At 46.1% G+C, this 17020-nt stretch carries 21 protein-coding genes and 1 other annotated feature; all 21 genes read right to left on the minus strand.

Going from position 1 to position 17020, the window contains the following annotated elements:
* Positions 1–90: 90 nt before the first annotated feature.
* A complete protein-coding gene (locus N288_RS17590) occupies positions 91–639 on the minus strand; it encodes a sporulation initiation phosphotransferase B (RefSeq protein WP_009796106.1) in 549 nt (182 codons plus the stop codon).
* A 269-nt stretch (positions 640–908) separates the two neighbouring features.
* Positions 909–1199: a 50S ribosomal protein L27 gene (gene rpmA, locus N288_RS17595; RefSeq protein WP_009796105.1), complete on the minus strand. Its 291-nt coding sequence runs from the start codon at positions 1197–1199 to the stop codon at positions 909–911.
* 12 nt (positions 1200–1211) lie between these two features.
* Complete coding sequence (locus N288_RS17600) at positions 1212–1544, minus strand: ribosomal-processing cysteine protease Prp (RefSeq protein ID WP_009796104.1); 333 nt, start codon at positions 1542–1544, stop codon at positions 1212–1214.
* An 11-nt stretch (positions 1545–1555) separates the two neighbouring features.
* Entirely contained in the window at positions 1556–1864 is a 309-nt protein-coding gene (gene rplU, locus N288_RS17605; protein ID WP_009796103.1) for a 50S ribosomal protein L21, read from the minus strand.
* A gap of 13 nt (positions 1865–1877) precedes the next feature.
* Positions 1878–1959: a sequence feature (ribosomal protein L21 leader region), on the minus strand.
* Between the two features lie 82 nt (positions 1960–2041).
* Positions 2042–3520 (minus strand): Rne/Rng family ribonuclease, encoded by a 1479-nt coding sequence (locus tag N288_RS17610; RefSeq protein ID WP_009796102.1) that lies wholly within the window; start codon positions 3518–3520, stop codon positions 2042–2044.
* Between the two features lie 53 nt (positions 3521–3573).
* Positions 3574–4440, minus strand: a complete 867-nt coding sequence (locus tag N288_RS17615) for a M50 family metallopeptidase (protein WP_022544232.1) — start codon at positions 4438–4440, stop codon at positions 3574–3576.
* On the minus strand, positions 4433–5209 hold the full coding sequence (locus N288_RS17620) for a M23 family metallopeptidase (protein ID WP_009796099.1): 777 nt from the start codon (positions 5207–5209) through the stop codon (positions 4433–4435). Before N288_RS17620 ends, N288_RS17615 begins: the two co-directional genes overlap by 8 nt.
* 419 nt (positions 5210–5628) lie before the next feature.
* The gene (gene minD, locus N288_RS17625; protein ID WP_009796097.1) at positions 5629–6432 is read right to left on the minus strand and encodes a septum site-determining protein MinD; all 804 of its coding nucleotides are present in this window, start codon (positions 6430–6432) and stop codon (positions 5629–5631) included.
* Position 6433: 1 nt separating this feature from the next.
* Positions 6434–7114 (minus strand): septum site-determining protein MinC, encoded by a 681-nt coding sequence (minC, locus tag N288_RS17630; RefSeq protein WP_009796096.1) that lies wholly within the window; start codon positions 7112–7114, stop codon positions 6434–6436.
* A gap of 424 nt (positions 7115–7538) precedes the next feature.
* A complete protein-coding gene (gene mreD, locus N288_RS17640; protein ID WP_009796094.1) occupies positions 7539–8063 on the minus strand; it encodes a rod shape-determining protein MreD in 525 nt (174 codons plus the stop codon).
* 3 nt (positions 8064–8066) lie between these two features.
* On the minus strand, positions 8067–8933 hold the full coding sequence (gene mreC / locus N288_RS17645) for a rod shape-determining protein MreC (protein ID WP_009796093.1): 867 nt from the start codon (positions 8931–8933) through the stop codon (positions 8067–8069).
* An 86-nt stretch (positions 8934–9019) separates the two neighbouring features.
* On the minus strand, positions 9020–10039 hold the full coding sequence (locus N288_RS17650) for a rod shape-determining protein (protein WP_009796092.1): 1020 nt from the start codon (positions 10037–10039) through the stop codon (positions 9020–9022).
* A gap of 158 nt (positions 10040–10197) precedes the next feature.
* The gene (gene radC, locus N288_RS17655; protein WP_009796091.1) at positions 10198–10869 is read right to left on the minus strand and encodes a RadC family protein; all 672 of its coding nucleotides are present in this window, start codon (positions 10867–10869) and stop codon (positions 10198–10200) included.
* A 69-nt stretch (positions 10870–10938) separates the two neighbouring features.
* A complete protein-coding gene (locus N288_RS17660; RefSeq protein WP_022544234.1) occupies positions 10939–11514 on the minus strand; it encodes a Maf family protein in 576 nt (191 codons plus the stop codon).
* A 177-nt stretch (positions 11515–11691) separates the two neighbouring features.
* Positions 11692–12807: a hypothetical protein gene (locus N288_RS17665; protein ID WP_009796089.1), complete on the minus strand. Its 1116-nt coding sequence runs from the start codon at positions 12805–12807 to the stop codon at positions 11692–11694.
* A 110-nt stretch (positions 12808–12917) separates the two neighbouring features.
* Positions 12918–13376 (minus strand): type II secretion system protein, encoded by a 459-nt coding sequence (locus N288_RS17670; protein WP_022544235.1) that lies wholly within the window; start codon positions 13374–13376, stop codon positions 12918–12920.
* Between the two features lie 26 nt (positions 13377–13402).
* Positions 13403–14035, minus strand: a complete 633-nt coding sequence (locus N288_RS17675) for a pilus assembly protein PilO (RefSeq protein ID WP_232217703.1) — start codon at positions 14033–14035, stop codon at positions 13403–13405.
* Positions 14036–14172: 137 nt separating this feature from the next.
* On the minus strand, positions 14173–14811 hold the full coding sequence (locus tag N288_RS17680) for a PilN domain-containing protein (RefSeq protein ID WP_009796086.1): 639 nt from the start codon (positions 14809–14811) through the stop codon (positions 14173–14175).
* Positions 14812–14814: 3 nt separating this feature from the next.
* The gene (gene pilM, locus N288_RS17685) at positions 14815–15795 is read right to left on the minus strand and encodes a type IV pilus biogenesis protein PilM (protein WP_009796085.1); all 981 of its coding nucleotides are present in this window, start codon (positions 15793–15795) and stop codon (positions 14815–14817) included.
* A 15-nt stretch (positions 15796–15810) separates the two neighbouring features.
* Positions 15811–16554, minus strand: a complete 744-nt coding sequence (locus N288_RS17690; protein WP_009796084.1) for a prepilin peptidase — start codon at positions 16552–16554, stop codon at positions 15811–15813.
* Positions 16554–16967, minus strand: coding sequence for a prepilin-type N-terminal cleavage/methylation domain-containing protein (locus tag N288_RS17695; RefSeq protein ID WP_009796083.1), 414 nt, complete (start codon positions 16965–16967; stop codon positions 16554–16556). The genes N288_RS17690 and N288_RS17695 overlap by 1 nt, the downstream gene beginning before the upstream one ends.
* Between the last annotated feature and the right edge of the window lie 53 nt (positions 16968–17020).

Genomic DNA, 17020 nt, shown 5'->3' on the forward strand with positions numbered 1-17020 from the left:
CTGTATGTACACAAAAATGCGAAGCTACAGCAGTAAAAATCTGCTTTGCCCTAAGCAAGGCTCAGCGTATCCCCTTCCGGGCGCACCCAGCTACTCCAATCCCCTGCTGAATGGCATAAACACTTCCAGGGCCAGCTCCTGCTCAGACAGCTCCTCCATCTTCATCCTGATGGCCTGGTGCTGCTCTCCCAGATAAGATCTGATCGATTCTCTCTCTGTTATTATTCCGCTAAAATCAAAAAACAAACGGATTCCATCCTCCTGAGGCTCTATCAATACCGATAAATGGTTATCATGAAAGGGTTTGACCGAATCGTCCAGCCTTGCAAAAAAGGACCTTGTCCAGCTCTCCAGGAACTGGTCATCCAGTTTTCTGCACTTGACATCATCCAGCACCTCATACTCAATCTGGAACGAATGGTTTTCCCAATTGTAGGTAAACAGCAGGGAGGCAAATTGAGGAATATTCAAGTTGGAAAGCTTTGCTTCATTCTGGGCTTCTACAACGATTTCATCGATGATTTCCTTGGCTCTGTCATATTTGCTTAGGGAAAGATTTCCTTTAATTAATTGTATTTTATTCATCCAGTCATGGCGTGCATGCCGCAAAACCTCAACTGTGCTCCAATCTTTTTCCATAAATGCACTCCTACACAATTATTAGTGTCATAAGATTGCCTGCTGATAGTATATCAAAAAAGAAGATGGGAGTAAGCAATTTCCTGTTAAAATTAAGAATTCAAGGCAGCCGGGCACAAGCCGGCGAACCGCGGAAAAGCCACGGCAGCCCGATGGGGGATCCATGCCCTTTCCGCGGTCCACGCTTGATCATCAGCCCTATCGCTGGAATCGCATCTAAAGGAAAAAAGAAAACTCTAACCTGTCGGTTAGAGTTTTCTGTGGTAAGCTTAAGCTTCTTGAGCAGCTGGATAAACGCTCACTTGCTTGCGGTCACGGCCTACACGCTCGAACTTGACAACTCCGTCCACTTTCGCGAAAAGAGTATCGTCGCCTCCGCGTCCAACATTCACTCCAGGGTAGATCTTTGTACCGCGCTGACGGTAAAGGATAGAACCGCCGGATACGAATTGACCGTCTGCACGCTTAGCGCCAAGGCGCTTAGAGATTGAGTCACGGCCGTTCTTTGTAGAACCTACTCCTTTTTTAGAAGCGAAAAACTGAAGATCTAATCTTAGCATTTGTTTCACCTCCTATTTTTTGAAGGTTATTTTTATGTGCTTGCCATACTCACGCTCAATCGTCTCCAATGAAACAATCATGCCTTCCAGCAGAAGCTGGACTTTCTCTTGCGTCTCTTCAGGAAGATCCTGCGGAATGTCGCATCGGAGAAAGCCGCTGTCTCCCTGTTCGATGTCAGGCTCGACTCCTGTCAGCGCCATGATGCTGTTGATGGCACCGATGGACACTGCAGAAACGCCTGCACATACGATATCTTTGCCATGGTTGGCAAAAAGGGCATGCCCGCTCAATGAAAAAGACCTGACGCGGCCGGCTTCAGTACGAATAATCGTCGTATGGATCATACAGCCAAACCTTATGCGTTGATCTTTTCGATCACAACTTTAGTGAACGGCTGACGATGACCTTGCTTTTTACGATAGTTTTTCTTCGCTTTGTATTTGAAGACAATGATCTTCTTTGCACGGCCTTGTTTTTCAACTTTAGCCGTTACAGTAGCGCCTTCAACTACAGGGCTTCCTACCTTTACATTGTCGCCGCCTACGAATAAAACTTTGTCAAAAGTAACTGTTTCGCCTTCTACAGTGTCCAGCTTTTCGATGAAGATAGCTTGGCCTTCTTCAACTTTGATCTGCTTTCCACCAGTTTCGATAATAGCGTACATGAACTGCACCTCCTTATAGACTAAGACTCGCCAATTGCAGGCGTTTTGCAAAAAGCAAAAACTTGAATACCTGCTCTGAGCGGTTGTAGCTTGGTGCGCTACAAACATAACATAAGAATACTATCATATATTCAGAGAGTGTGTCAATACATTATCCCGGTTTTAAATCAGGAAGCTTTATTGCTTTTTATGCTTTGCTTCAATTTCCTTCAGGCTTCCCAGCTGGCGGATTTCATAAAAAGGAATCCTGGAGTCTTCTGCAGCGAAAAAGAGCCTGAGGCCGCATGTTGCTTCCAGCCTTTTCCGGTGAATACCCTGCTCGCCCGAAAAAACATCCAAAACATCTGCAGAAAGCCTGATCAGGGCGGCTTCATAATCGCTTCCCCGCATTTCCCAAATTTCCCGCTCAAGCCGGAAGGCCGCTGTCTCTGCACTGACCATCCGCCCAGTCCCTTCACAGGCAGTACACTTGACCGTAAGCGATTCAGAAAGGGCAGCACGCGTCTTTTTCCTTGTAATCTGCAATATGCCCAGCGGAGTGAACCCGACGATCCTCGTCCTCCGCTCATCTTTGCGGAGCTCTTTTTCCATCACCCTTGAAATATGCTGCCGGTCTCTTTCCTCTTTCATATCAATGAAATCAATCAGAATCATGCCGCCGATGTCCCTGAGCCTGATCTGCCTTGCAGCCTCTGCCGCCGCCCATTCATTAGTCCTGAGAACCGTGTCGCGCAGATTTTCCCGGCCGGAGTATTTTCCTGTATTCACATCGATGACAGTCAGAGCCTCTGCTTCGTCAAAGATAAGATAGGCGCCGTTATCAAGCCAGACGATTTTTTTTAGCGCCCTATCGATTTCCTGGTCAAGATTATAGGCAGAGAAAATGCTTTCCTTATTATTATAGTAACGGACTACAGACTCTGCCGCTGCTTTTTCCAGTTTCTGCTTTACAGCAAGGTCGTCAACCACCACCTCGCCGGCTCCAAGCCTGGCCATCTCAGCTGCCGCTTCCTCCAGGAAGGTTTCTTTTTCAGCAAGCTTTGCAGGCTTCTTTACCGAAGCAGCCTTTTTAGCAAGCTCACGGTGTTCTGCACGAAGCTCCTCCAGTTCTTTTTGGAAGTCTTCTTCAGATGCTCCTGCAGCAGAAGTACGGAAGATGAGCCCTTCTTCTTCTTCCTTCAGTTTCATCCCGAGCGTTCTCAGCTCTTCCCTTGCAGAGTCTTTCTCTATTTTCCTTGAAACGGCCACATACCGGCCAAAGGGCATATAAATCAGCTTTTCGCCCTGGAATTCAATGACATTGGTAAGCCGGGGACCTTTCGTGCCCGCCGCATCTTTTTCAACCTGTACAAGCAGTTTTTCACCTTCACGAACAAAAGAGGAGATTGATTTTTTGTCTTTCTTCTCTTTGTCTTCGGCTGAACGCACATATGATGCGAGCCTGTCGCGGTGCAGAAACCCGCTCTTTTCTTCCCCAATCTCAACGAAAGCAGCATTCATCCCAGGCAGCACCTTTGCGACCGTCCCGAGATAAATGCTGCCTACTGCGGATAGATTTTTCGGCTGGTCAATGATCAGCTTTTCCGGCTTGCCCGATTCATTCAGAACTGCATAACGTTTTTCCCTTGTTGCGTAATTGATGACTAATTTTTTCAACTTTATTCCCCGCTTTGATATATCTAAAAATCTTTGTCTATTATTATCAAGCTTTAATAGGCATAAAGCAAATCAGCCATTCGTGCTGTGGTAAGCTTTTCGGAAAAATAGGCATGAAGGAGCTCATTCTCATCAAGTGCTGCATGCTCCTTTCCATCATTTTCCACAATAATCGGATGCTTGGTGCCGCGCTGGAAACGCTCAAGCACTTCGACAACCATCTCATCCTCTTTGACGATCAATGGCTTCAGTACTTTGAACTCATTCCGGTTTCCATAATACCGCTCAAGCAGGAATCTCATAAAAATAAACCGCCGCTGCTTCCATTCAAAATGCAGGGAAAAAAGCAGGAAGCCGAGCACAATCCAGACATTCGGATTAAGGGGCGCTGCCAGCAGCATAACCGCAGCAAAAATAAGGGCTGCCCCAAGTGAAATCCTTAAGGCCTGTTTGTGGGCATCTGGGAACGCCTTCTTTTGGGACAGGTATAAAAACAGCAGCTTCCCCCCATCAAGCGGCCAGATAGGCAGAAGATTGAAAATCAGAATCATGATATTATATTGAAAAAAAAGCTCAAACAGTGCCCCGTCCAGCACTGACATACTATAAAGAATGTAGGAAAGGGCAATCAGCCAGACATGCTGGAGAGGCCCGGCCAAAATAACGGCCGCTTCTTCCTTCAGCGGCCTGTTTCCATGCTCATCCATTTCGGCTACTCCGCCAAATGGAAGCAATGATATTCTTTTAATTCGCCATGAAAAGCGGGCTGCCGCCCAGGCATGACCCATTTCGTGCACAAAGACAATCAGGAGGAGCATCATCACCTCCTGAAAACGGGCCGTTGCCACTGCCAGCCCGATGACAGCCCACAGCAGGGGATGAATGTGGATATACCGGAATAGACTGAGCATTTTAGTCAAATTGCATCACCTGGATCGGATCGATAAAATCATCGCCTTGCTTTAGCGCAAAATAAAAAGATCCTTTGCCGCTCTCCGGCACTTCAGCTGCTGTTCCCACTGCGACACCTTTGCCGATATAATCATAAAGATTGACCTTGATCTCGCTCAAATTTCCATACCATGTCTCAGTTTTATCAGCATGCTGGACAATGACGGTTTTCCCGAATCCTTCTTTATTGCTGGCAAACTTAACAAGCCCCTCTTCTACTGATTCCACATTTGAATCGATTGCGACCTCAATCGTCACCCTCTGGCCTGTCTCATCGAACTCCTCAAGAATTTTGCCGGAGGCTGGGAGCGCATATTCCTGGGCGGGAGCTGACTCGTCCCTCTCCTTTTTTGAATCCGTAAAAGGCACCAGCGCCAAAGGCTCCCCGAACTGCTCTTCATACCATTCCGACACAGCGGCAAACTGAAAGTCAGTCTCCATCGTTTTGGCCACAAAGTTTTTGGCCGGCTCAAAGGCAGCTGACGGATTTTTGAAAAGGATGGCTGTGACTAGAACGAGGCATGCTGATGCCAGCAGCTTAAAGAAAAATACTTCTTTTTTAAAAAGGGGATGCTCTCCTTCAGGAGAGGAAGCTTTATAGGCAGGCATCTTTCCAAACCCGTGCTTTTCTTCCTCTTCTGCCCAGGGAAGCCTGTGCTGCAACTGTTTATTGATCCGTTCCTGGTCTTTTTTCCGTTTTTCGATTCTTTTGCGTATTTCATCTGCTCTTGAACGCATGATCTCCCCACCTGTCCCTAAACTGATTTGTACAAGTCTATGAGGGGTTTGGGGGGAGTATGACATTTTGGGGGAGAAAGAGGCGGAGAGATTGGGAGAATATCAACGATTGGGAACAGTTAAAAAAGGAAACAAAAAAAGCCGGAGATTACCGACTTTTTTACTGAAGACCAATCGTATTAAACAGATTTTTTGTTGCGCTTTAGTATGAGGCTGTTGATTTGCGTTCCAGGCACTTCGCTTTCCGCGGGGCGGAGTTGAGCCTCCTCGCGCTGTGCGCTGTGGGGTCTCAACTTTTCCGCTATTTCCCCCAGGAGTCTTCGTGCCTTGCACTCCAATCAACAGGATTTTTAAACTTTTACGGCACCAAAGTGCTAGGTCATAAGATCAATTTAAAGCCCTTAATAACTTTGATACTCCTATTTTACTCCAAAAAATCTTTTCAGTTTGGTGAGCATGCCTGTGTTTTCTTGTTCGAGCTGCTGGAGCGGAACGGCTTCGCCGAGGATGCGGCGGGCGATGTTGCGGTAGGCGACGGATGCTTTGCTGTTCGGGTTGAGTGCGATCGGTTCGCCGTGGTTGGATGCTTTGATGACTTCGTCGTCATCTGCCACGATCCCAATCAGGTCGATGGATAGATGGGCCGTGATTTCATCGACATCCAGCATATCGCCATTTTTCATCATATGGCTGCGGATCCTGTTGATGACAAGTTTGGGCGCTTCGACATTCTCTTCCTTTTCGAGCAGGCCGATGATCCTGTCGGCATCACGTACAGCTGAAACCTCGGGAGTCGTGACGACAATCGCCTTGTCTGCCCCGGCAACGGCATTCTTGTAGCCTTGTTCGATCCCTGCCGGACAATCGATAATGATATAATCATAGTCCTGCTTCAGCTCTTCTACCAGCTTTTTCATCTGTTCAGGATTTACAGCGGTTTTATCACTTGTCTGGGCAGCAGGCAGCAAATAAAGAAGGTCTTCAAAGCGCTTGTCCTTCACAAGAGCCTGATGGACCTTGCAGCGGCCTTCGATGACATCCACCAGATCATAGATGATGCGGTTTTCAAGCCCCATCACCACGTCCAGGTTGCGCAGGCCGATATCTGTATCAATTAGGCAGACCCGCTTCCCCTGCAAAGCCAAAGCTGTACCGATGTTGGCGGATGTAGTCGTTTTGCCGACACCGCCTTTGCCTGAGGTAATTACAATAGCTTCTCCCACACTAGTGTCCCCCTTCCAATCTCGTTAAGTTTGGTCTGAGATGCATTAAAACCTGCAATCTATCAACTATCATTTGTTCATTTTCGTCTATGTAGGCACATTCCATTTCCCTCATGTCCTCATCCTTGCTGTGATCAGGCGCCCGGTTGATGCAGTCGCTGATCCTTAGCTGGGAAGGCCTCATCATGCTTGCCGCTATGACTGCCTGCCTGTTTCCGTAGCAGCCGGCATGGGCGATTCCTTTTAAGCTGCCCATGATGAAAATGCTTCCTCCCGCCATGACAGTGCCGCCGGGATTCACATCCCCGATCAGGAGCAGGTCGCCAGGAACTTCAAGGACCTGCCCTGAGCGGATGATTTTTGCCACCGACATAATCTCATTTTCTTTCTTTTCCCTGTCCGCCTCTTCCTTAGTCAGAACATTTGAGCTGACAGAATCAACGACAAAGTTCTTCTTTGACCTGATCAAATCCTTCAGCTCTTCCTCCTGATCAGCGGTAAGATAGCGGTTTCCTGCCTGCACCCTTACAGACATAAGCGGACGGTCTACATTGGTTCTCGCGCTTTCGGAGAGCTTTCTATCAAGCTCCTTTTTCAGTTCCTCATAGGAACAGGAGTCGTCCAGATGAAGAGTCAGGCCGTCCTTTGTCCCTTTTATTGTCACATTCTGAGTTTTCTTCATTGCAAGATGTTCACCTCAATAAGAAAAGCGCAAGCGCTTTGGTCACCCCCTAAAAGCAGAAGGCGATCCTCCCGGAAAGGCGTTCTTTGCCTTTGTGGAAGGATTGGCTTCTGACCTCGAGGGGGCAGGCGCTGTGGCTAGACAGTGATCAAATTAAAAAAATATAAACTTTCTTATCCTGATAAGAAAAACCTGGCATCTGCCAAGTCCTTACAGCCGGCTGACCGGCTTTCCAACCCTTCAGAACAGCTGTGCTGCCTCTGCAAAGGATACGAGCCGTACACCATACATAGAATCAATGTATGCCTTTTTTGCAGCTCCACATAATACAATTCGACATAAGCTCACAAAATCCTTTTTTCGCCTGTGCAGTTTTACATGCTGCCACAATATTTTTATCGGCTGCCCTCAAGCTTTTTCAATATCACTGGCCGTATTCATCAAGCTCGCGTGCGAACTTTTCGAAAAACTTCTTAAAAGGAAAGGATACCACAACAATGAAAGCGAGATTCAGCACAAGCGTCGGCAGCAGCCTCTGCTGCAGGAACACTGAAAACTCCATGTTTGTGCGGTGAATCAGGAAATTCATCTCGTACACACCCAGTTCCAGAAGCGCCAGTTCAAACAGAGTGATAAGGGCGACCACTGCAAGATTGGTATGCAGGATCCGGATGATTTTGGACGCAATATAGGCCAGCAGCGGCAGCATGAATAAATAGATGCCGATGATATCTGTATACACAATATCAAACAGCAGGCCAAAAATCAGTCCATAGATAATTCCATGTTTTTTACTGCCGTAGATGGTCAGGAAAATGATAATGACCGCCAGGAAATGCGGGACCATGATCCGTTTGCTGTTATACAATTCTGCAGACAGCAGCTGGACAAAAACGCTGTCCAGGACGAAAAAAAATAAAACGAGAAGAGGAAGAAGAAACCGTTTCATTCTCTATTCCTCCTCTTCTTCCAACTTGTCCAGGTCTGGCTTCTCCATTGATAGCTTTGCGACCATAACATGCTCTATATCATAAAAGTCTGCTCCAGGCTTTACATATGCAGTCTGGTTCAAGCCGAACTCATCGGGAACGACCTCTTCCACGACCCCAACAGGCAATCCGGATGGAAATACGCCGCCAAGTCCTGAGGTTGTGACGATTTCCCCTTTTTTAATTTTTGCGTCATATGGAATCCGCTTTAGCAAAAGAAGCTTTTTCTTTGTATCATAGCCTTCAATAGTCCCATAAATCTTTTCATTGATAACGGCTGAAATCCGGTTGGCCGGATCGGTGCTGCTAAGGAGCTGAACACTGGCGGAAAGATTGCTCGTATTTTTCACTTTCCCGATTAAGCCGCCGGCTGTTATAACAGCCATATCTTTCTTCAAGCCATCTTTTTCACCTTTATTGATAATCAGCGTCTCTTCCCAGCGGTCAGGATTCCTCGCAATCACAGTTGCCTGGATGGGCTCATATTTGCTTAAATCACCTTTTTTATCAAGTATTGTCTGCAGCTTTTCATTTTCATCCTTCAGGCGCTGCACATCGGCCTCAAGCATGGCAAGCTGATCAAGCCGGCCCTTCAATTCCTTGTTTTCTTCATATGTATTCTGCAAGTCTTTCACATTTTCGAAGAATCCGGCAACATAGCTTGCCGGCCGGGAAACGATGGTCTGCGCCCAGCTCGCTGTATCTTTCACAAATTGCTCTGCCCATGAAAGCTTTTCCCTTTCTTTCAGGGAAAATCCGATTAATGCCACCAGAATAATGATACTGACAAGCAGGATGATCAGGCGTTTATTCAGGAAAAACTGTGGCATGGTTCACACCTCTATTTCTTTAAAAAGAAGAGACTCCAGGATAAAAGCGAATGACTGCTTCATGCCCGGAGCCGCCCTTTTTGTTATTAATAAGAATCTTTGGATTTGTTTTTGAATAAGTGAATATGGTCGAGCGCCTTCCCTGTTCCGATTGCCACACAGTCAAGCGGATTTTCGGCGATCAGCACAGGCATTTTTGTTTCCTCTGCAATTACCTTGTCCAAATTGCGGAGAAGCGCTCCTCCGCCAGTCAGCACAATCCCCCGGTCCATGATATCAGCAGCCAGTTCAGGCGGCGTTTTTTCCAGGGTGACCTTTACGGCATCCACAATGCTATAGACAGTATCACGAAGGGCAGCGGCAATTTCCTCAGCTGTAATTTCTATCGTTTTTGGCAGTCCTGTCAAAAGATCGCGGCCACGGATTTCCATATTTTCAATGCCTTCAGGCTCACCGGCGGAGCCGATCTCCATTTTAATGCTTTCAGCTGTCCGGTCGCCGATCATCAGGTTATAAGTTTTGCGGATATAATTAATGATTGCATCATCCATTTCATCTCCCGCAATGCGGATTGACTGGCTCGTAACAATGCCGCCAAGTGAAATGATGGCCACTTCAGTCGTCCCGCCGCCGATGTCGACAACCATGCTGCCTGTCGGCTCCCAAACAGGAAGATTTGCACCTATTGCAGCAGCAAACGGCTCTTCAATCGGGTAAGCATCGCGGGCACCAGCCTGGCGTGTTGCATCAATGACAGCACGCTGTTCTACAGCGGTGATGCCTGAAGGCACACATACCATTACATACGGCTTGCCGGCAAAGAAGCCCTTTTTGACAGCCTGTCTTATATAATATTTCATCATGGTAGCCGTTGTTTCATAATCAGCGATAACGCCGTCCTTCATAGGACGCATCGCCACTACATTGCCCGGCGTACGGCCGATCATATTCTTCGCATCGTTGCCGACAGCGACAATGCTTTTAGTATCCGTCTGCATGGCAACCACAGATGGCTCCCTTACAGCGATTCCTTTTCCTTTTACATAAACGAGTGTATTGGCAGTCCCCAAGTCGATTCCAAGATCCCGTGTTCCGATTCCAAACATAGCTGTATCTCCCTTTCTGATACGAAATGCAATTTTTTAAGGTGATTTTTATATTCGAAGAAGGCTGAAAAAGCAGCCTGGTTAGCAGTTGGCAGACTTATTCTAGTCTAAAAAATCATAAATTATATTATATCCTAACAATCGGTAAAATCATAGTGTTATAAATAACCTTTTTCCTTTAAGCTGACATATTTGTTTTCCCCGATGATCAAATGATCGAGCACATCAATGCCGATGATTTTCCCGCACTCCGCCAGCCTCTTCGTGACTTCGATATCCTCCCTGCTCGGAGCAGGGTCGCCAGAAGGATGGTTATGGATGCAGATGATAGACGCAGCCGACCTTCTGAAGGCCTCCTTGAAAACCTCCCTGGGATGAACGATTGAAGCATTCAGGCTGCCGATGAAAATCGTCTGCTTATGGAGCACCTGATTCTTTGTGTTCAAGTAAAGGCAGACAAAATGCTCCTGCGAAAGGAAGCGCATGTCATTCATGACATATTTGGCGCCGTCCTCAGGTGAACGGATCACAAAGCGGTCATCATAGGAAAGGCTGGAAATTCGCCTCCCTATCTCGACCGCGGCCAGTACCTGAATGGCCTTGGCCATGCCGATCCCTTTAATGCTGGTCATCTCATCAAGCGTCGCATCCTTCAGGAGGCGGAGGCCTTCAAAATGGGTAAGAAGCCTGTTTGACAGCTGGAGCACAGACTCCTCTTTAGTCCCGGTCCTGAGCATAAGAGCAAGAAGCTCATGATTGGACAGGCTTTCCGGGCCATTCTGGATAAAGCGTTCGCGCGGCCTCTCATCCTGCGGAAAATCACGTATCATCAATGATTCAGTTTTCAATATGGTTCCTCCCTTGCCGGCGGGAAAGGGAGGCAGATGATCGTACAGTATTTAAAAAGGCAGAGTGAATCCCGCCTTTTTCAATTCTCTTGCTGTTCTTGAAAGCGGAAGCCCGACGACTGCGAAATAATCACCATCAATCCGCTTCACAAGCGTTGCACCAAGACCCTGGATTCCATAAGATCCGGCCTTGTCGAAGGGCTCGCCGCTTTCGATATATGCCGACTTTTCGTCATCTGTCAGCTCCCAAAATTCCACATCCGTTTTTTCGTAAAATTTAACTTTGCTTTTTTGCGGAGTAATAATTGATACTCCGGTATAAACCGAATGGACTCTGCCGGACAAACGAGTCAGCATATCGTATGCATCGCCGCGCCCATCCGGCTTCCCTAGAATAAGACCGTCTGCAAAGACAATCGTGTCCGAACCAATGACAAACGCAGCTGGATTTTTCCGGGCGACAGACTCCGCTTTCCTGGCCGCAAGCTCCATGACCACATTTTCGGGAAGCATTCCCGGTTCGAATGTTTCGTCCACATCACTGCTGGAGACTTCAAATTTCAGCTGAAGATTTTCAAGAAGTTCTTTTCGCCGTGGAGAAGAAGAGGCTAATATGAGGTTCTGCAAAAAAATCACCCTATCCTTTACTTGTATCATTTTGGGAGATACAAACTAATCGTACCAAAATTTATAGGTTCTAACAATTTTTAAAAGAGTTTTGTCAAAAAAAATGGGAGCTTGTCGAATGAAGTCCGACAGCCCCCTATAATGTGCGATATTTCCTGGAAAATATTCACCCTTTTATTAAAGTGCAGTGTACGCTGCAATGAATGACAGCAGATGCTGCTGAATTGCGTAATAGCCTTTTTCATCCGGGTTTTTCTGATAGCTGGCGATCAGTTCCGCTGCTTCTGAAAGCTCCTTCTGCATGACCCCCACACGATCCGCAGAAAGCTTTGCTCCATCAAATCCTGCAAGCTGTACTGATACATCGGCCGCCTGCTTTAATGCTTCTTCCGGAATCGCAGCTCCAGGTGAAGCAGCCCCAATTCCTGCAGCCATTGCCGAATATATCCCCGGGGCCGCTTGCAGGAATTTTTCATCTTCCTCCTGCAGCTTCTCCACAGTTTTTCCACCAGCAGCCAGTTCCTTGGCAAATGTATCAATGCCCTTGCTCTTATAATCTGTTCCAAGCTGTTTCGCATCTTCCAGCGACCCTGCAGCTCCAAGGAACAGATAAGATTTTCCTTCCATCTCCATCAGCTGTGCCGGGGCTCCTTTTTCAAAAATCGTGGTTTGAATCTTTTCAGCCGCATCCTTCGTTGAAAAGACACCGCCCTGAACAACAAAAACTGTAAGAGGCTCAAGGGCCAATGTTCCGTTTCCCGCTGAGCTTTCCTGATTGGTGCCGCTGGCATTGCCTGCTGCTGTCTGCACAGCTCCTTCAGGCTCCTCAGCACTTCCATCATGTATTACCATCTTCAGCATTAAAAAACCAAGGCTTGTCCCGAACAGGACAGCAAAGAATACAGAAATGACAACTGAACGGACCAGCGCTTTCTGATTGGAAGGCTTCCCCGGTGAGCTGAATATACTGCTTTTCTTCCCGCTTCCTTTTTCTGTCTTTGCGGCAACCTTGTATTCCTTCGGTTCTGGATCCTCCTCCATGATTTCAGGGAGAATCCAGTCAAACTCATCATCTGCCGCTTCCCTGGCAGGAGCTGCCTCCAATTCAGCCAGGTCCTCGTTTGCTGATAGAACCTTCCCCTCTGCAGACTCTTCTTCCACATTCTCTAAGTGCTGGACTTCTTCTGCAGGATCTCTTTCCTTTTGGGCCGTTTTGTCTTTCATATGCACGGCTTCCCGATCCTTGCCATTCAGCTTGATCGTAATGGTCCGTCCATTCCCTTGGTTTTCCACAGCTTGTCCTCCCCGTGTCGATTGCTGGATTTGCCTTCATCCTAACACAGGGTTTAAAAAAAATAACAAGACTTTTGTCGTCTTGTTATAGGATGCTTTCGTCAAATTTTTTAGTTGTCTTTCACAATCATATCCACTGACAGTTCATGTACCGGAATCGGTTTGCCTGAAACCCCCTGGTAAGAGCAAAGATTGCGGTTTTCGCCGTACAGGCATACCGTCCTGATATGCTCCCCCTCTATTTCTACAAAGCTGGCGTCTGAGGGTTCAACATAATTGCCGGTATAGGGATCCTTAAAAGCTTCCATGAAGCCGGCTTCGGAAACCATATTGAAAGTAATCCGCTGAGCGAGTGTATTGCCACTGGTCACTTCGCGCTTCACAAAATAGCCCGCTGCTTCATTCAGCGCATAGGCATTGCCGACAAAGGCTTTATCTCTTGATTTCTGGATTACATTTAATATGGAGACAGTTGCGATTGCGGCAACAATGCCTAATATCACTATGACAGCCAGCAACTCTATTAATGTCAATCCATTTTCATTTAGTCTAGCAAAGCTCTTCTTCATACTAGACCCCGTTTCTGTATACTAGATTAAGGCTGAGTATCTTCTTCCCCTTCAATCTCCTCCTGGTCGGAAAATCCGCTCAGTGGATTTTGCTTATTGGATACAGCCGGAACATCAAGCGGCGGCAGTTCTTTTTGCAGTTCTTCAAGCGAAGGGTAATAATAGGCTGCAAGAGATAACTCAAATTCTACTTTTTCAGTTTCCTGTTCTACCGAGTAGATTTCATTAAGGCCGGTGAAGCTTAACGCCTCTACTTTAACAATCCTTTTTAAAGATTCCAGACTTTCAATAAACCGCTCCAGTTCAAAATATGTTTCTGCTTCTCCGCCGAGGGAGAGTGTGATTTGCCGGATACCATTAGGGAGCTGTCCCTCGCCATCAACAGCCTCTGGAGATTCTGCCTCTTCTCCTTCTCCTACCGGTTCTTCTGCCGCTGCTGTTTCCAGCAGGTCAACCTCTTCGTCTTCATCAGTACCGTCCAGTCTCAATTCCAGTATATTGGAATCTGAGATCACCTCAGCTTTTTCGATGTCCAGCAGCAGCTGATCAAGCAGCCTCTTTACAGGAACTTGCTTTTGCAGTTCCATAGTAGTTAAAATTGTTTTTTCATTTGTCTGTGTCAGATTACTCTCCACAATTGTTAATTGCTGATTTGCCATTTGGAGCTCATTTTGCTTCCTCGAAAGCTGATCATGCAGCGGCAATACAAATATATAATAACTACCAGCTGTAAGTCCTATAGCTAAAAGCAATCCAGCTGTCAATATAATTAGGTTTTTTTTTGATAATTGAAGGTTCAAGGTGCTGTCCCTCCTTCACTATCTTTTTCCTTTGCCTTCCATTCGGCCTTAAGCAGTTCCGGATTGATTTTGAATTCATAGACTGCATAATACCTGGGAAGGTAGCCAAGATCAACGGCCGACACTTCAGAATCCCCTTCCACTGCCTCATTGATGGCTTCAGCAGTCTTGGCTTCCTTGAGGACCGCTTCGTCGAGCCAGTTTAATGTCAGCAGAGAGTTAAGATAATAGGCTGCCTGGCTCTTTGTATCAAACTGGACAGCTAATTTGATTAAGTTGTCCTCATCCATCTCAAATTCAGCGATATAGCCTCTGTCAGGAAGTATTTTTGTAATTTCCTGAAGGACATAGACCATACTGAAGGGCTGTTTTTCTGCCCAAGTGATTGCCTCTGTCAGCTGTCCGGCAGCATTGGATGCTTCAAATTCAATCAGCTTTGCATTTTGGATTTCCAAAATGGCATTTGTCTGGGCAATCTGCTTTTCTACCTTACTGATTTCATCTTTTTTGCTTCCTGTATAGAGAAAAAGTACAGCAGCTGTTACTGCCAGTAAAAGCAGCAGAGCTCCAGAATAGATGTAGACCGCCCGGCTTCTCTTTTCTTTTTTGGGGAGCAGGTTAATATCGACAAGCATGTTCTACACCTCTTTTAAGCCTAGGCCGACGTTAAGGTTGAACTGAGGGAGATAAGATGGTTTCTCCCTAAATTCAGCCGTTTCGGATAATAATACAACCGGTGCATCCAGCCGGCTGTTCAGGGCGGATTGAATTTCCTCCAGCAAAGGATGATCACCATCTACCAATATTTTTGTAATCTGTCTGTTCCCCTGATAAAGAGAGTACCGGTAAAAGCTCATAACCCGATCAAGCTCTTTATAAATATCCTCCAAGGGACTGATAATTTCCTCTTTATCACCAAGGTATGCCAGTTGATTCCCAGGTTCCAGCTCCCACTTGCCGCTGTCAATATCCATCAGCAGATGCCGCATAAATACCGGCTTATGATTTTCAAAGATACTAACATTAATCTGCTGGATGTCTGCTTGAACCATCATCAGGTTTTCCTCTGAACCTATCAGATCCAATTCATAATAAAGTCGATACAGCGCAAGGCATGATATATCCGCAAGAACAGGCTTCAGCCTGGCTTCCTCGAAAACAGAAACATATTCATGAACGATTTCTTCAGGAGCAGCAAAAAGCAGGATTTCTTTCATTCCACTTTCGCCTGTTTCTAATATTGTGTAATCAAAAACCGGGTCTTCAAAGGGCAGATGTATGGATGTTCCAAGCTCCATATAAAGATAGCCCTTGATTTCTTCGGCAGATACATCTTGCGGGATGCTCAGTTTTCTGATAATGATCACAGGATCCGGCACCAAAAATGCAATCTCCTTACCCTTGATTTTCCACTCTGAAACACATTCCTCCAAAATGGCTGTCAAGGTTTCCGCATCCTGAATTTTGCCTTCTCTTATTATACCGTTCGGCAAATATCGCTCTTCTGACCGCAGGACATGAGGTTCTTTATTGTTTTTTAATTCAGCCATCCGGACAACATGGTCCTTGACCGTTATGTTGATCACTCGATTTTTGCCGAACGATATAAGAGGTGCCATAAATAACTTAACTCCTTACATGAATGAATAAAGATACCAGTTTAGCAGCTTATCTCCCATAAAATAAGCAGTCAGGCAGCCTAAAGCTATGTATGGACCAAATGGAATAGGCTTGCCCTTTTCAATTTTTCCAGCAAGCAAACCGGCAATCCCAAAGAAAGCACCGAAGAGAGTTGCAAGGAAAAATGTTAACAAGACTAACTTTGTGCCTAAAGCCAAACCTATTACTGCAAACAGCTTGATGTCTCCCCCTCCCATGCCACCCTTGCTGACCACGGCTATGAACAGAAGCAGGAAAAATCCTGCCGCAGCCCCGGCTGCAGAATCCCACCACGGAGATAAGGGGATAAATATCCGCTCCAATAAAAAAATCACTGCAAACACAAGCAGGACTTTGTCGGGAATAATCATATATTTAATATCCGACACAAACACGATGACCAAAAGAGAAATCAGCGTCCATGCGATGGCCAGTTCAAATGTCCAGCCCATCATTAACGGGGCGAGCACAAATAATAATCCGGTAGATAATTCAACAGCAGGGTATAGAGGAGAAACCGGCGCCTTGCAGCGCCGGCATTTCCCTCCCTGCAGCAGATAAGAAACAACCGGTATGAGCTCAAACGGCCTTAAAGTATGCTGGCAATAAGGACAATGAGATCTTGGCTTGACGATCGACTGCTTCAACGGAATCCTCAGGCCGACTACGTTGTAGAAGGAGCCTAGGAGGAGTCCGTAGAAAAGTATTAAAATATACATTAATTACCGCTAAAAGCTTGTAATTCTACTTCTGTAACTTCTGTAGCCTCATTATTCTTCTTAACTATTTTCGCGGCCTCATGGTTTTGTATTTTATATGTGAATTTTCCTGTTGTAGTATTCCTGTCAACTTTCACAGTAAATTCTTGGTCTTTTACATTATCCAAATAAGAATCCAAATCAGCAAACGCAAGGCTAGTGGCGGTAGGATTTGTAGCAATGTAAGTTTTTGATGCGTTAACAATTTGAATAGCTTCTGCGACTTTTGCATCGTTTTTAGTCTTATTAATAAGACCTCCAATACTCGGAATCGCAATCGCCGCAATAATCCCCAAAATAACAATAACTGCCAATAACTCGATCAGTGTCAAACCTTTTTCATTTTTAAGTTTTTGTGCCATTTTCTTAAACATTTTATTCTCCCTCTCATATGAGTTTTTGCCTATTACTTTAGTAGGTTAATCCT

The sequence above is a fragment of the Bacillus infantis NRRL B-14911 genome (assembly GCF_000473245.1).
Taxonomy (GTDB): domain Bacteria; phylum Bacillota; class Bacilli; order Bacillales; family Cytobacillaceae; genus Bacillus_AB; species Bacillus_AB infantis.

What these genes read in the sequence shown, in the direction of transcription:
- rplU (WP_009796103.1), bottom strand. Translation starts at nt 1,864, where the DNA reads ATGTACGCTATTATCGAAACTGGTGGAAAGCAGATCAAAGTTGAAGAA.
- N288_RS17590 (WP_009796106.1), bottom strand. Translation starts at nt 639, where the DNA reads ATGGAAAAAGATTGGAGCACAGTTGAGGTTTTGCGGCATGCACGCCAT.
- N288_RS17695 (WP_009796083.1), bottom strand. Translation starts at nt 16,967, where the DNA reads ATGTTTAAGAAAATGGCACAAAAACTTAAAAATGAAAAAGGTTTGACA.
- N288_RS17600 (WP_009796104.1), bottom strand. Translation starts at nt 1,544, where the DNA reads ATGATCCATACGACGATTATTCGTACTGAAGCCGGCCGCGTCAGGTCT.
- N288_RS17675 (WP_232217703.1), bottom strand. Translation starts at nt 14,035, where the DNA reads ATGGCAAATCAGCAATTAACAATTGTGGAGAGTAATCTGACACAGACA.
- N288_RS17680 (WP_009796086.1), bottom strand. Translation starts at nt 14,811, where the DNA reads ATGCTTGTCGATATTAACCTGCTCCCCAAAAAAGAAAAGAGAAGCCGG.
- minC (WP_009796096.1), bottom strand. Translation starts at nt 7,114, where the DNA reads ATGAAGAAAACTCAGAATGTGACAATAAAAGGGACAAAGGACGGCCTG.
- N288_RS17690 (WP_009796084.1), bottom strand. Translation starts at nt 16,554, where the DNA reads ATGTATATTTTAATACTTTTCTACGGACTCCTCCTAGGCTCCTTCTAC.
- N288_RS17650 (WP_009796092.1), bottom strand. Translation starts at nt 10,039, where the DNA reads ATGTTTGGAATCGGAACACGGGATCTTGGAATCGACTTGGGGACTGCC.
- N288_RS17670 (WP_022544235.1), bottom strand. Translation starts at nt 13,376, where the DNA reads ATGAAGAAGAGCTTTGCTAGACTAAATGAAAATGGATTGACATTAATA.
- mreC (WP_009796093.1), bottom strand. Translation starts at nt 8,933, where the DNA reads ATGCCACAGTTTTTCCTGAATAAACGCCTGATCATCCTGCTTGTCAGT.
- rpmA (WP_009796105.1), bottom strand. Translation starts at nt 1,199, where the DNA reads ATGCTAAGATTAGATCTTCAGTTTTTCGCTTCTAAAAAAGGAGTAGGT.
- mreD (WP_009796094.1), bottom strand. Translation starts at nt 8,063, where the DNA reads ATGAAACGGTTTCTTCTTCCTCTTCTCGTTTTATTTTTTTTCGTCCTG.
- radC (WP_009796091.1), bottom strand. Translation starts at nt 10,869, where the DNA reads ATGATACGTGATTTTCCGCAGGATGAGAGGCCGCGCGAACGCTTTATC.
- pilM (WP_009796085.1), bottom strand. Translation starts at nt 15,795, where the DNA reads ATGGCACCTCTTATATCGTTCGGCAAAAATCGAGTGATCAACATAACG.
- N288_RS17620 (WP_009796099.1), bottom strand. Translation starts at nt 5,209, where the DNA reads ATGCGTTCAAGAGCAGATGAAATACGCAAAAGAATCGAAAAACGGAAA.